General features: G+C 72.3%; 10 protein-coding genes. 5 read left to right on the top strand and 5 right to left on the bottom strand.

Annotation, left to right across the window (positions count from 1 at the left end; translation table 11 throughout):
• Nucleotides 1–61 precede the first annotated feature (61 nt).
• From sucB to AVW11_RS33555, 3 genes are all read right to left on the bottom strand, one after another.
• Entirely contained in the window at nucleotides 62–1,846 is a 1,785-nt protein-coding gene (sucB, locus tag AVW11_RS33565; RefSeq protein WP_076046916.1) for a 2-oxoglutarate dehydrogenase, E2 component, dihydrolipoamide succinyltransferase, read from the bottom strand.
• A 54-nt stretch (nucleotides 1,847–1,900) separates the two neighbouring features.
• A complete protein-coding gene (gene lpdA, locus AVW11_RS33560; protein ID WP_030849274.1) occupies nucleotides 1,901–3,289 on the bottom strand; it encodes a dihydrolipoyl dehydrogenase in 1,389 nt (462 codons plus the stop codon).
• Between the two features lie 284 nt (nucleotides 3,290–3,573).
• A complete protein-coding gene (locus AVW11_RS33555) occupies nucleotides 3,574–5,109 on the bottom strand; it encodes a leucyl aminopeptidase (RefSeq protein WP_030849277.1) in 1,536 nt (511 codons plus the stop codon).
• Nucleotides 5,110–5,455: 346 nt separating this feature from the next.
• On the opposite strand from AVW11_RS33555, the gene AVW11_RS33550 reads away from it, so the two are divergent.
• The 5 genes from AVW11_RS33550 (at nucleotide 5,456) to AVW11_RS33530 (ending at nucleotide 12,170) form a co-directional block, all read left to right on the top strand.
• Nucleotides 5,456–7,486 (top strand): hypothetical protein, encoded by a 2,031-nt coding sequence (locus tag AVW11_RS33550; RefSeq protein WP_076046915.1) that lies wholly within the window; start codon nucleotides 5,456–5,458, stop codon nucleotides 7,484–7,486.
• A gap of 94 nt (nucleotides 7,487–7,580) precedes the next feature.
• Entirely contained in the window at nucleotides 7,581–9,134 is a 1,554-nt protein-coding gene (gene pelF, locus AVW11_RS33545) for a GT4 family glycosyltransferase PelF (protein ID WP_076046914.1), read from the top strand.
• Nucleotides 9,131–10,669 (top strand): hypothetical protein, encoded by a 1,539-nt coding sequence (locus AVW11_RS33540; RefSeq protein ID WP_076046913.1) that lies wholly within the window; start codon nucleotides 9,131–9,133, stop codon nucleotides 10,667–10,669. Before pelF ends, AVW11_RS33540 begins: the two co-directional genes overlap by 4 nt.
• The gene (locus AVW11_RS33535; protein ID WP_030849285.1) at nucleotides 10,666–11,352 is read left to right on the top strand and encodes a spherulation-specific family 4 protein; all 687 of its coding nucleotides are present in this window, start codon (nucleotides 10,666–10,668) and stop codon (nucleotides 11,350–11,352) included. Before AVW11_RS33540 ends, AVW11_RS33535 begins: the two co-directional genes overlap by 4 nt.
• Entirely contained in the window at nucleotides 11,349–12,170 is an 822-nt protein-coding gene (locus tag AVW11_RS33530; protein WP_076046912.1) for an endo alpha-1,4 polygalactosaminidase, read from the top strand. Before AVW11_RS33535 ends, AVW11_RS33530 begins: the two co-directional genes overlap by 4 nt.
• 40 nt (nucleotides 12,171–12,210) lie before the next feature.
• On the opposite strand, the gene AVW11_RS33525 is transcribed toward AVW11_RS33530, so the two are convergent.
• Nucleotides 12,211–13,377: a sensor histidine kinase gene (locus tag AVW11_RS33525; RefSeq protein WP_030849291.1), complete on the bottom strand. Its 1,167-nt coding sequence runs from the start codon at nucleotides 13,375–13,377 to the stop codon at nucleotides 12,211–12,213.
• A 73-nt stretch (nucleotides 13,378–13,450) separates the two neighbouring features.
• A complete protein-coding gene (locus AVW11_RS38145; protein ID WP_076046911.1) occupies nucleotides 13,451–14,128 on the bottom strand; it encodes a hypothetical protein in 678 nt (225 codons plus the stop codon).
• Between the last annotated feature and the right edge of the window lies 1 nt (nucleotide 14,129).

The following is a 14,129-nucleotide window of genomic DNA, read 5'->3' as shown; positions in this document are numbered from 1 at the left end:
CCCGCCCGGGAGTATCCCGGACGGGGGCGCCGACAGTGAGGCTGGTTACAAGCCGTTCGGCTCAGAGGCCGAGCTCGACCTCGAACTCGCCGGCCTCGAGGATCGCCTTGACCGCGGTGAGGTACCGGGCCGCGTCCGCGCCGTCCACCAGACGGTGGTCGTAGGACAGGGTCAGGTACGTCATGTCGCGGATGCCGATGTTGGTGCCCTCGGCGGTCTCGATGACCACCGGGCGCTTCACCGTGGCACCGATGCCCAGGATGGCGACCTGGTTCGGGGGCACGATGACCGTGTCGAACAGCGCACCGCGCGAACCGGTGTTGCTGATGGTGAAGGTCGCGCCCGACAGCTCGTCCGGCGTGATCTTGTTGCCGCGGACCTTGGCGGCCAGGTCGGCGGTCGCCTTGGAGATGCCCGCCAGGTTGAGGTCGCCCGCACCCTTGATGACCGGGGTCATCAGGCCCTTCTCGGAGTCGACGGCGATGCCGATGTTCTCCGAGTCGAAGTAGGTGATGGTGCCCTCGTCCTCGTTGATCCGGGCGTTGACGACCGCGTGGGCCTTCAGCGCCTGGGCAGCGGCCTTGACGAAGAACGGCATCGGGGACAGCTTGACGCCCTCGCGGGCGAGGAAGCCGGCCTTGGCCTTCTCGCGCAGCTTCATGATCTTGGTGATGTCCACCTCGACCACGGAGCTGAGCTGCGCCTGCGAGTGCAGGGCCTTCATCATGTTGTCGCCGATGACCTTGCGCATGCGGGTCATCTTGACCGTCTGACCGCGCAGCTCGGAGACCGCGGCGGCCGGGGCCTTCGCGGCGGGAGCGGCAGCCGGCGCCGGAGCGGCGGCAGCGGCCTTGGCGGCCTCGGCGGCGGCCAGGACGTCCTGCTTGCGGATCCGGCCACCGACACCGGTGCCCGAGACCGCGGACAGGTCCACGCCGGACTCCGAGGCGAGCTTGCGCACCAGCGGGGTCACGTACGCACCCTCGTCACCGGCGGAGACCGGCGCCGCGGCCGGAGCGGCCGGGGCGGCGGCCGGAGCCGGGGCCACCGGAGCCGGAGCGGCCACCGGGGCGGCAGCCTGCACCGGAGCCGGAGCGGCGGCCGGGGCGGGCTGGGCCGGAGCGGGCGCGGCGGCCGGAGCCGGAGCCGGAGCGGCGGCCGGGGCCGGAGCGGCCTCGACCGGGGCCGGTGCGGCGGCCGGGGCGGCAGCGGCCGGGGCGGCACCGGCGACGCCGATGACGGCCAGACGGGCGCCGACCTCGGCGGTCTCGTCCTCGCCGACCACGATCTCCAGCAGCGTGCCGGAGACCGGCGCGGGGATCTCGGTGTCGACCTTGTCCGTGGAGACCTCGAGCAGCGGCTCGTCGGCCTCGACCGACTCGCCGACGGCCTTCAGCCAACGGGTGACGGTGCCCTCGGTGACGGACTCGCCCAGCGCGGGCAGCACGACGTCCGTGCCGGAGGCGGCCGGGGCGGCAGCCTCGGCCGGCGCCTCGGCGGCCGGAGCCGGGGCAGCGGGGGCCTCGGCGACGGGAGCCGGGGCAGCGGGGGCCTCGGCAGCGGCGGCCGGCTCGGCGGCCGGGGCCGCGGCGGCGGCCGGGGCGCCGGAACCGTCGTCGATGACGGCCAGCTCGGCGCCGACCTCGACGGTCTCGTCCTCGGCGACCTTGATGGAGGCCAGGATGCCGGCGACGGGCGACGGGATCTCGGTGTCGACCTTGTCGGTCGAGACCTCGAGCAGCGGCTCGTCGGCCTCGACGCGCTCGCCCTCGGCCTTCAGCCAGCGGGTGACAGTGCCCTCAGTGACGCTCTCGCCGAGCGCCGGAAGGGTTACGGAAACCGACATGGTTTCTGTTGCTCCTTACGAAAGTGCGGAAGTGGTCGTCGCGCCCGGGACGAACTAGTCGTGCGAGTGAAGCGGCTTGCCGGCCAGGGCCAGGTGGGCCTCGCCGAGCGCCTCGTTCTGGGTCGGGTGCGCGTGGATGAGCTGCGCGACCTCGGCCGGCAGGGCTTCCCAGTTGTAGATCAGCTGGGCCTCGCCGACCTGCTCGCCCATCCGGTCACCGACCATGTGGACGCCGACCACGGCACCGTCCTTGACCTGGACGAGCTTGATCTCGCCCGCGGTCTTCAGGATCTTGCTCTTGCCGTTGCCCGCCAGGTTGTACTTGAGGGCCACGACCTTGTCCGCGCCGTAGATCTCCTTGGCCTTGGCCTCGGTGATGCCGACGGAAGCGACCTCGGGGTGGCAGTAGGTGACGCGCGGGACACCGTCGTAGTCGATCGGGACGGTCTTGAGACCGGCCAGACGCTCCGCGACCAGGATGCCCTCGGCGAAGCCGACGTGCGCGAGCTGGAGGGTCGGGACGAGGTCGCCGACGGCCGAGATCGTCGGCACGTTGGTCTGCATGTACTCGTCGACCAGGACGTAGCCGCGGTCCATCGCGACGCCCTGCTCCTCGTAGCCCAGGCCCTGGGAGACCGGGCCGCGGCCGACGGCGACCAGCAGCACCTCGGCCTCGAAGGTCTTGCCGTCCGCCAGCGTCACGCGGACGCCGTTCTCGGTGTACTCGGCCTTGTCGAAGAAGGTGCCGAGGTTGAACTTGATCCCGCGCTTGCGGAAGGCGCGCTCCAGCAGCTTGGAGCTGTTCTCGTCCTCGACCGGCACGAGGTGCTTGAGGCCCTCGATGACGGTGATGTCGGAGCCGAAGGACTTCCACGCCGAGGCGAACTCGACGCCGATGACGCCGCCGCCCAGGACGATCGCGGACTCGGGCACGCGGTCCAGGACCAGCGCGTGGTCCGAGGAGATGATGCGGTTGCCGTCGATGTCCAGGCCCGGCAGGGACTTCGGCACGGAGCCGGTCGCCAGCAGGATGTGGCGGCCCTGGATGCGCCGGCCGTTCACGTCGACGGAGGTCGGCGAGGAAAGGCGGCCCTCACCCTCGATGTACGTCACCTTGCGGGAGGCGACCAGGCCCTGCAGGCCCTTGTACAGGCCCGAGATGACCTCGTCCTTGTACTTCTGCACACCCGCGACGTCGATGCCCTCGAAGGTGGCCTTCACGCCGAACTGGGCGGCTTCGCGCGCCTGGTCCGCGATCTCACCCGCGTGCAGCAGAGCCTTCGTGGGGATGCAGCCGTTGTGCAGGCAGGTGCCGCCGAGCTTGTTCTTCTCGATCAGGGCAACGTCCAGACCCAGCTGGGATGCGCGCAGCGCCGCGGCGTAACCGCCACTGCCACCGCCGAGGATCACTAGGTCGAAAACGGTGCTGGCGTCGTTCGCCACGTCACGTCCTCCATGCATGTGCGCCGGGCACCGGTCCTCTGTGACCGGGCGGCGGCTGGTAATCGGCCGCTGTTTCTTCGGCCCTGTGGTGGGGGCCCTGTCCTGCCGAGAACCCATCTTCGCATTTGTCGGGGGAACGCGGGACGCCGGGCCCACGTTGTGAGAGGGCGTTCTCTCCCAAGCCGGGGTTACCGCTGCGTAGGAACCTACGGATTTCGTTGTCGGCTGAACGCACCCCGGGGCCCGCCGGGTCCCGGGGTGCGTCACGCGTCACACCGGGTGCGTCAGCCGAGGTCGCCCGTGGCCGTACGCTCGGCCAGCCGCACCAGGGTGCGCACGGCCGAGCCGGTGCCGCCCTTGGGGGTGTAGCCGTGCGGCGCGCCCTCGTGGAAGGCCGGGCCGGCGATGTCGAGGTGGGCCCAGGTGATGCCCTCGCCGACGAACTCCTGGAGGAAGAGGCCGGCGACCAGGCCGCCGCCCATGCGGACGCCCATGTTCGCGATGTCGGCGGTGGGGGAGTCCATGGTCTTGCGCAGCTCGGCGGGGAGCGGCATCGGCCAGGAGGACTCGCCGACCTCCTCCGCGATCTCGTGGATCGAGGTGCGGAAGGCGTCGTCGTTCGACATGATCCCGAAGGTCCGGTCGCCGAGGGCCAGGACCATCGCGCCGGTCAGGGTGGCGACGTCGACGATCGCGTCCGGGTTGTCCTCGGAGGCCTTGGTCAGCGCGTCACCGAGGACCAGGCGGCCCTCGGCGTCCGTGTTGAGGACCTCGACGGTCTTGCCGCTGTACATGCGCAGCACGTCGCCGGGCTTGGTGGCGGAGCCGGACGGCATGTTCTCGGCGAGCGCGAGCCAGCCGGTGACGTTGACCCGCAGGCCCAGCTTCGCGGCCGCGACGACGGAGGCGAAGACGGCGGCGGCACCGGCCATGTCGCACTTCATCGTCTCGTTGTGGCCGGCCGGCTTCAGGGAGATGCCGCCCGAGTCGTAGGTGATGCCCTTGCCGACGAAGGCCAGGGTCTTCTCCGCCTTGGGGTGCGTGTAGGTGAGCTTCACCAGGCGCGGCAGGTTCTCGGAGCCCTTGCCGACGCCCATGATGCCGCCGTAGCCGCCCTTGAGCAGAGCCTTCTCGTCCAGCACCTGGACCTTGATGCCGTTCTCCTTGGCGGCCGCGGAGGCGACCGCGGCGAAGGCCTCGGGGGTCAGGTCGTTCGGCGGGGTGTTCACCAGGTCGCGGGCGACGTTGACCTCGGTCGCGACGACCGCGGCACGCTCGGCGGCGGCCTTGTGCTCCTTGTCGCGCGGCTTGGCGCCCAGCAGGGCGACCTCGGCGAGCGGCTGCTTCGGACCGGAGTCCTTCTCCTTGCCGGCCTTCTTCTCGCCGCCCTGGTAGGCGGTGAAGGCGTACGCGCCCAGCAGCGCGCCCTCGGCGACGGCGGTGACCGCGGAGGCGTCCTCCAGCGGCAGGGCGAAGCCGGCCTTCTTGCTGCCGTGCAGCGCGCGGGCGGCGGCGCCGGCGGCCCGGCGCAGCACCTCCTCGTCGAACGACTCGTCCTTCTCGGGGACGGAGCCCAGCCCCACCGCCAGCACGACCGGGACCTTGAGGCCCGCCGGGGCCGGCAGCTTGGTGACCTCGCCTTCGGCACCCGAGGCGCCGAGTGCGTCGAGGACACCGGCGAGCTTGCCGTCGAACGCCTTGTCCACGGCCTCGGCGCCCGCGGCGACGATCGCACCCTTGGGGCCCTTGGCGACACCGACGACGAGGGCGTCGGCGCGCAGCGTCGCCGCGCCGGCAGTGCTGAGAGTCAGAGCAGTCACGGTGGTGAAGTCTCGCTTCCGTTTGTGTGTGTGGGCCGAGTGGGTGGACGGCCATCCGTGGCGATCGTATTCGGGGCCCGACGGCCGCCTGAAAGGAGCCTACGCGCACGGGCTCGCCCGTACGTCACTCGAAGGTTTGGCAAGTTGTTCGATCAAGAAGCCGCCGGGTTCACCCATCCGTGGACTCTGCTCCAGGTTTGCCCCGTAGACCTGACGAGGTCCGAAAGACTCGGTCCGCTCTCGCAAGGGGACGCGGGGTTCCTTTGCATGATTTCCACAGCGCCTCCCCGGCCCGGCCGACCGCCAAGGGCCGTGTCGAGGGATGCCTGCGGGGGGAAAGGCCGAAATGGTCAACAAGAACCGGATGAACAGGCTGGCCGCCGCCATGGCCGCGGCCGCCCTGGTGTCCGTGGCAGTACCCGCCGCGACCGCCCAGGCGGCCGCGACACCACCGCGGATCGACCTCAAGGTGCTCGTCGTCGACGACGGCGGCAGCTCCGTCGAGGCGATCACCGCGGAACTCCGGGACACCGGAGTGCCCTACACCCGCGTCCAGCTGGGCAGCGCGGGCCGCCCGGTCATCAACGCGGCGTTCCTCAGCGACACGGTCGACGGCCGGCCGCGCGCCAAGTACCAGGGCGTGGTCCTGCCCAACGAGAACCCCTTCGGCGAGGGCTCCGCCGAGATGGCCGCGCTCACCGCCTACGAGACGGCGTACGGGATCCGCCAGGTCGACGCCTACACCTGGGCCCACCCCGGCGTCGGGCTGGAATACACCGACAACGGCGGATTCGCGGGCCAGCTCGACGGCACCCAGGCCGCCGTCACCACCGCCGGCAAGGCAGGCCCCTTCGCCTACCTCGGCGGGCAGGTCACCTTCGAGGACAACTCCGCCCTCGTCCCCGAGAGCTACGGCTACATGGCCAGGCCGCGCCCCGGCTACACCAGCTACATCGACGCGCCCGTCGGCTCCGGCCGGGCCTCCCTCGTGGGCGAGTACACGCACGACGGACGCAGCGAACTGGTCGTCACCTTCGGCTACAACCAGCACCAGCAGCAGTTCCGGCTGCTCGCCCGCGGCATCGTCGACTGGCTGACGCAAGGGGTGCACCTCGGCCAGAGCCGCAACTACTTCGCGGTCCACGTCGACGACGTCTTCGCCCCCGACGCCCGCTGGAACAAGGATCTGAACTGCACGCCGGGCGACTACGCCTGCCCGGGCGGCGAGGGCCAGGAGAGCACCATCCGGATGAGCGCCGCCGACGCCGTGTACGCGGCGCAGTGGCAGACCTCCAAGAACTTCAAGCTGGACATGCTCTTCAACGGCGGCGCCGGCGAGGAGTGGAAGGCCGAGAACGGCGGCGTCGACGCGCTGACCGCCCAGCTCGTCGCCGACCGCGCCAAGTACCGGTGGATGAACCACACCTACACCCACCCCTTCCTCGGCTGCGTCCAGGACACCACGACCATCCCGTGGACCTGCACGAAGAACGCCCAGGGCGCGGTCCAGTACATGAGCCGCGCCGAGATCTCCGCCCAGATCCGCGACAACAACAACTGGGCCGCCTCCAAGGGCATCACCCTGGACCGGTCGGAGCTCGTCACCGGCGAGCACTCGGGCCTGAAGACCGCCCCGCAGCAGCCCGTGGACAACCCCAACCTGGCCGGCGCCCTCGCCGACAACGGGGTCAAGTGGGCCGGCAGCGACAACTCCCGCGAGCCCGCCCAGCGGACGATCGGCTCGACCCTCACCGTCCCCCGGCACCCGATGAACGTGTACTACAACACGGGCACCAACGCCGAGATGGCCGACGAGTACAACTGGATCTACACCAGCCGCGCCCACGGCGGGAGCGGCGTGTGCGAGGACAACCCGGCGACGTCCACCTGCCTGCCGGCCCCGCTGGACGTCAACACCGGCTACCTGGAGCACATCGTCCCGGCCGAGGCCCGCACCGCCCTGCGGCACGTCCTGGCCAACGACCCGCGGCCGCACTACGTCCACCAGTCCAACCTCGCCGAGGACCGGACCCTCTACCCCGTGCTCAACCAGGTCCTCGACACCTACCGCGCCCTCTACGCACCCAGCGCGCCGATCGTCAACCAGTCCATGAAGGACACCGGCGTCGAGCTGCAGCGCCGCGCCGCCTGGGACAAGGCGCTCGCGGACGGCAAGGTCACGGCCTACCGCATCGGCAACGACGTCACCATCAAGGCGCCGTCCGGAGTCGTGGCCCCGGTCACCGCCCCCAACGGCACCAAGAAGCAGATGCTGCTCGGCTCGGCGGACTTCGGCACCGCCTACGCCGGCAACCGCTCCGCCTGGACCGGCCCCGAGCTGCTGCAGAGCGCCGTCACGCTCAAGCTGCCCAGCTGACCCACCCATCGACCACCACCGGTAACACCTACTGCCGGCGCTCCGCGATCCCGACGGGCGCCGGCCCCTTTTCCGTCCTGGGGGGACACACCGCATGAGTCATGGGCGTCATGTCACCATGCTCACCGAAGGCACCTATCCACACGTTCACGGGGGCGTCAGCACCTGGTGCGACCAACTGGTCCGCGGCATGCCGGAGGTCGACTTCAACGTCATAGCCCTGACCGGTTCCGGCCGGGAGCCGGTCACCTGGGAACTGCCCCGCAACATCTACCGGCACACCGCCGTCCCGCTCTGGGGCCCGCCGCCCGGACGCGGCCGCCGGTCGGCGCTGCGCGGCAGGGCCCACCGCCGCTTCACACAGGTCTACGAGAGCTTCCTGCTCTCCCTGCTCCACCCGTCGGCCGACCCCGACGACCGCACCTTCTCCGAGGCCCTGCGCGAACTGGCCGTCCTGGCCCGCGCCGGGAAACTCGCCCCGGCCCTGCGCTCCGAATCGGTTCTGCGCCTCCTGATGAACGTCTGGACCCGGCCCGGGCTCTCCACCGCCGAGGCGGCGCCCACCATCCACGACGCCCTCACCGCGACCGACCTGCTGGAGCACGCCCTGCGTCCGCTCGCGGTGCGCATCCCGCCCGACAGCGTCGCCCACGCCGTCAGCAGCGGCCTCGCCACCCTTCCCGCCCTCGCCGCCAAGCACCTCGACGGGGTGCCCTTCCTCCTCACCGAGCACGGCATCTACCTGCGCGAGCGCTACCTCGGCTACCGCACCGCCGAACAGCGCTGGCCCGTCAAGGCGCTGATGCTCGGCTTCTACCGCGAGCTCAACACCGAGGGCTACCGCCAGGCCGACCTGATCACCCCCTGCAACCAGTACAACCGCCGCTGGGAGGAACGCGGGGGCGCCGACGCGACACGGATCCGCACCGTCTACAACGGCGTGGACCCGCACGCCTTCCCCGAGGCCGGCCCCGAACCGGACGTGCCCACCCTCAGCTGGTGCGGCCGCATCGACCCGATCAAGGACCTCGAAACCCTGATCAGGGCCTACGCCTTCATGCGCGAGGAGATGCCCGCCCTGCGGCTGCGCCTCTTCGGCCCCGTCCCGGCCGGCTGCGAGAACTACAAGCTGCGCCTGGAGAAACTCGCCGCCGAACTCGGCGTGACCGACGGGATCACCTACGAGGGCCGCATCGAGAAGGTGGCCCGGGCCTACGCGGCCGGCAGCATCGTGATGCTCTCCTCCATCAGCGAGGGCTTCCCCTTCAGCATCATCGAAGCCATGTCCTGCGGCCGCACCACCGTCTCCACCGACGTCGGCGGGGTCCGCGAGGCCGTCGGGGACACAGGCCTCGTCGTCCCGCCCCGCGAACCCGAGACCATGGCCCGCGCCACCCTCGCCCTGCTCCGCGACGACGAACGCCGCGCCGAGCTCGGCCGGATGTCCCGCCGACGGGTCGTGGAGAAGTTCACCCTCCACCAGTCCGTCGACGGCTTCCGGCACATCTACCGGGAACTCGCCGGCCAGCCCGTCCTGCCCGTCCACGCGGGCGACGCCTGGACCCAGCGGCTCGCCGACCCCTGGTACCGCGAACTCGCGGCGATGGGACGCCCCCAGGCGGAATCCGGGGAAGGCAGGGTCTGGTGAGCGGATCCCTCTGGCTCAAACCCCCCGGTCCGGACTCCGCAACGCTCCCGGCGATCCCCCGGCAGCGCGCCGGCGGCCCCGGACCCGCCGCCGACCCGATGGAGGAACTCGCCGAACGCCTCGACGCGTTCATCGCCTCCGCCGTCCACCCCGACGAGATCGCCGCCGTCCTCGAATCCGACGGCATGACGGACGAGTACATCCGGCTCACCTACGGCCGCCACGACTCCTTCGCCCTCGCCGAGGAGCTCTACGCCCGCGTCCCCCGCTCCTTCCCGGAGCCGGGGCCCGCCCCCGACCCCTGGAAGGTCTCCCTCACCGCCTGCCTGCTGCGCGGCGTCATCTTCGCCCTGCCCGGCCTGGCCTACCTCCTGGGCGCACCCCTCCTCGAAGGCCCGCCGGACCGCCTCGGACTGCCCGCCGGCACGCTGACCCTGCTCGCCGGCGCGCTCATCGGCTGGGTCTGGGACCAGGCCCTGTCCCACCGCGCCTACTCCTGGCTCGGACTCGGCGACCGGGCCGCCGCCGGGCGGACCCTGCTCGTCGGCGCCCCCGCCGGAGCACTGCTGGGCACCGCCGCGGCCCTGTCCGTACCCGGCGGGCCGCCGTTCTCCTACGCCTTCGCCGCCGGACAGGCCCTCTACGTCGGAGCCGCCACCGTCCTGCTGGTCCTCGGCCGGGAACGGGTCCTCCTCGCCGCCCTCGCCCCGATGGCCGCCGGGGCCGGGACCGTCCTCCTGGTCGACCTGCCCGTACCGGTACGGGTGGCCCTCCTGCTGGTGTCCCTGCTGGCCGCCTGCGCCCTGGCCGTCCGGGAACTCCCGCTGGCCGACGGGCTCCGGACGGCCGCGCGCCGGATCCGGGACCGGTCGGCCCGCCGCCCCGCCCGGGTCGGCCCCGTGCGCTGGCAGATGCTGCGCGGAGCCGAGGAGGAGTACACCCCCCGCGGGCCCCGGCTCGGGGACTCGGTGCCCTTCGGCGTCTTCGGCCTGGGCACCGGCCTGCTCGTGCTCTACGCCGCCCTGGGCGAGGTACTCGCCGGAGGCCCCGCCGAGGCCGTCGCAGCCCCGTCGGCGGTGGCCCTCACCCTCAGCATGGGCCCCGCCGAATGGCTCCTGCACCGCTTCCGCAGCGGCACCCTCTCCGGGCTCCAGGGAGCCCGCTCACCCCGCCAGTTCCGGCGCCGGATGCTCGCCACCCTCACCCGCTGCCTCGGCATCTACCTCGCGGTGCTGCTGGCGCTCGGCGTGAGCGGAACCCTGCTGTGGCCCGGAGCCCCCGGACTCACCGGGGTCCGCGTCGCCACCCTGCTGCTCCTCGGGGCGGTGATGTGGAGCGGACTGCTCCTGCAGTCCTTCGGAGCCGTCCGGCCCGCGGCCGTCGTCTGCGCCTCGGCCGCCGTCGCCCAGAGCCTGGCCCTGCTGACCGGGCTGGGCCAGCCCCGGGTCGTCCAGCTGGCCGTGGCGGGCACGGCCGCCGCCGCCCTGGCCCTCCTGGTCTGCCTGCTGCTCGGCCGCGCGACCGCCCACCGATGACACACGAGAGGAAGGACCCCATGCTGCTGGTGCCCCTGTACGAGCATCCCGCCGACCGGCCCGACGCCTGGGAACGGCTGATCGGCTGCGCGGAGCTGCTCCACTCGGTGGTGCTCAACCCCGACAGCGGGCCCGGCGCCGCCCGCGACGAGCGGTTCGCGCTCGTCGCCGAGCGGCTCCGGGACGCCGGCGTACCCGTACTGGGATACGTCGACACCGACTACGGGCGGCGCCCGCACGCCGCGGTGGTGCAGGACCTGCTGCGCCACCGTGACTGGTACGCCACCGACGGGGCCTTCCTCGACCAGGCCTGCGCCGACCCCGAACTGCTCCCGCACTACAGGCGGCTCACGGTCGCCGCCCGGGCCGCCGGCGCCCGCACCCTCGTCCTCAACCACGGCGCCCACCCGCACCCCGGCTACGTGGAACTCGCCGACCTGCTCGTCACCTTCGAGGGGCCCTGGGACGCCTACCGGGACGCGCAGGCGCCACCGCCCTGGACGGCCGACCACCCCGCCCAGCGGTTCTGCCACCTCGTCTACGGCGTCCCGCCCGGGGAGATCGCGGCCCGGCTCGCCGGGGAACTGGCCGCCCAGCGGGGTGCGGGCGTGCACTGCGCCGTCCCCGGAACCGGCCCGCACCCGTGGGGCGCCCTCCCGTACGCCCTGGAGACGGCGGGATGAGGACGTCCCGCCCGCTGCGGCTCCTGCTGGTCCTGCCCCTCCTGCTGCTCGCTGCCTGTACGGCCGAACCGGACGACGACGACGCACCCCACCGCTGGCCGGAACTCGCCCCCGGACAACGCTGGCAGCCCCCGCCCGGCACCGGTTGGCAGTGGCAGCTCACCGGCAGGCTCGACACCTCGGTGAAGGCACCCGTGTACGACGTCGACGGGTTCAACACCACCAAGGAACAGGTCGCCGCCCTGAAGAAGGCCGGCCGCAAGACCATCTGCTACCTCTCCACCGGCGCGTGGGAGGACTTCCGGCCGGACGCGGCAGCCTTCCCCCGGGACCTCCTCGGCAAGGGCAACGGCTGGGAGGGGGAGCGCTGGCTGGACGTCCGGCGCGTGGCGGAACTGGAACCGCTGATGGCCAAGCGGTTCGACATGTGCCGGGACAAGGGCTTCGACGCGGTCGAGCCGGACAACATGGACGGCTACAAGAACACCACCGGCTTCCCGCTCACCGCCGACGACCAACTGCGCTACAACCGGCTGATCGCGAAGCTCGCCCACGACCGGGGCATGTCGGTCGGCCTGAAGAACGACCTCGACCAGATCCCCCAGCTCGTGGGCGACTTCGACTTCGCGGTCAACGAGCAGTGCGCGCAGTACGACGAGTGCGAGCGGCTGACCCCCTTCGTCGAAGCGGGCAAGGCCGTCTTCCACGCGGAGTACGAACTGTCCACGTCGCGCTTCTGCACACGGTCCAAGACGCTGAAGCTCAGCTCGATCCAGAAGCGCTACGACCTCGACGCCTGGCGCAAAACCTGCCCGTAGCCGACGTCGGCCCCGCCGGCGAGGCCCGATGGGGCGGCGTTCAGGCCCACGGCAGGACGGCGTGGACGCGGTAGCCGCCGCCGAAGCGGGGCCCCGTGGAGCAGGAGCCGCCCAGGGCCGTGGCCCGCTCCCGCATGCCGAGCAGGCCGTGGCCGCCGCCCGGCTCGGTGTCGGCGGGCTCCGTGCCCCCGTCGTCGAGCACGGTCACCTCCACCGACGGGCCGACCCGGACCACGCTGACCTCGGCCCGCGCCCCCGGCCCCGCGTGCTTGCGGACGTTGGTCAGCGCCTCCTGGATCACCCGGTACGCCGCCAGGTCCACAGCGGCCGGCAGCGGCCCCGTCCCGCAGTCCAGCTGGACGATCACCTTCACCGGCAGCCCGGCGTGCCGGAAGGTGTCCACCAGCTCGTCGAGGACGCCCAGCCCCGGCGCCGGCTCCGTCGGCGCCTCCGGGTCTCCGGACTGCCTCAGCAGGCCGACGGTCGCCCGCAGCTCGTTCAGCGCCGACCGGCTGGCGTCCCGTACGTGCGCCAGCGCCTCCTTGGCCTGGTCCGGGCGCTTGTCCATGACGTGTGCGGCCACTCCGGCCTGCACGTTGACGAGGGCGATGTGGTGGGCCACCACGTCGTGGAGGTCCCGGGCGATCCGCAGCCGCTCCTCCGCGACCCGTCGGCGGGCCTCCTCGTCGCGGGTGCGTTCGGCCCGTTCGGCGCGTTCCCGGATGGCGTCGACGAAGGCCCGCCGGCTGCGCACGGCGTCCCCGGCGGCCGCGGCCATGCCGGTCCAGGCGAAGATCCCGAGGTTTTCCTGCGCGTACCAGGGCAGCGGCCCGGCGAGCATCGCCACACCGGTCAGGCCCGCCATGGTGAGCAGCCCGATCCGCCAGGTCGTCGGCCGGTCGGTGAGGGCCGCCACCGTGTACAGGGCGATCACCGTGCACATGGCGACGGGCGCCCGCGGCTCCCCGGTGGTGAGCTCCAGCAGCGACAGCCCGCAGGTCACCGCGAGCACGGCGATCGGCTGCCGCCGCCGGAACACCAGCGCGGCCGACCCGAGCAGCATCAGCAGCAGGGAGAAGGGCTCGGGGGTGCGCGTCCCGAAGGTGGGCCCGTGCGGCCCGTGCGGATCGGCGAAGGAGCCGACGACCATGGCGACGAGCGCGCCGAACGCCAGCACGGCGTCGGTGGCCAGTGGATGCGCCCGCATCCACTGCCGGGTGGGGGCGAACCGCCCGAGGTCTGTCGTCACCCCGATACGGTACGGCCTGCCGGGACGCCACTCAGGGCGGAGGGCCCTGCCCCACCGGGACGCGGGAGCGCACCGGGCCCCAGCGGGCCCGGACCACGCACACGGCCATGACGGCGGCGATGGCCGCCAGGTGCTCCTTGCCCGCGAGGTTGTTCTTGACCAGCACCTCGCCGATCATCGCGAGGATCACCAGGGCGCCGGTCAGGTACGCCCGGTGGCGCCAGCAGAGATAGACGGCGAGGCCGACCACGGCCGCCGACGGCCCGGTGTCGTTGACGATGCGGTCGGAGACCGGCAGGCCGAAGGGGTGGTCCGGGCCCAGCGCGATGCCGATGCGCGCGTACGTGGTCCCGGCGAGGGTGGCGAGGTAGCCGATCACCAGGGTGCGCCGCCGGCCGATGCAGATCTCCGCGATGCCGAACACCAGCAGCATCTGCGCGAGCGCCCCCCACACCGGCAGGTCGAGGGCGGGGACGAACAGCGACAGGGGAGTGCGCAGCAGGGCCAGCCAGAACGGGTCCACGGCCTTGACCGACCCGAGGTTCTGTACCGGCTGCAAGCCCCACGAGGTGTTCTGCACGATCTGGAACACCGAGGTCAGGCAGACCGCGCCGAGGGTCATCGGGACGGCCCGCCACCTGTCGCGGACGAGGGCGTCCCGGACGGTCCGGAACATGGGGCCCCACTCGCGGCGGGCGAACCGCCGCAGT

Origin of the sequence: Streptomyces amritsarensis, from assembly GCF_001953875.1 — a bacterium.
GTDB lineage: Bacteria > Actinomycetota > Actinomycetes > Streptomycetales > Streptomycetaceae > Streptomyces > Streptomyces amritsarensis.
This window is presented reverse-complemented; position numbering and strand designations above follow the sequence as displayed.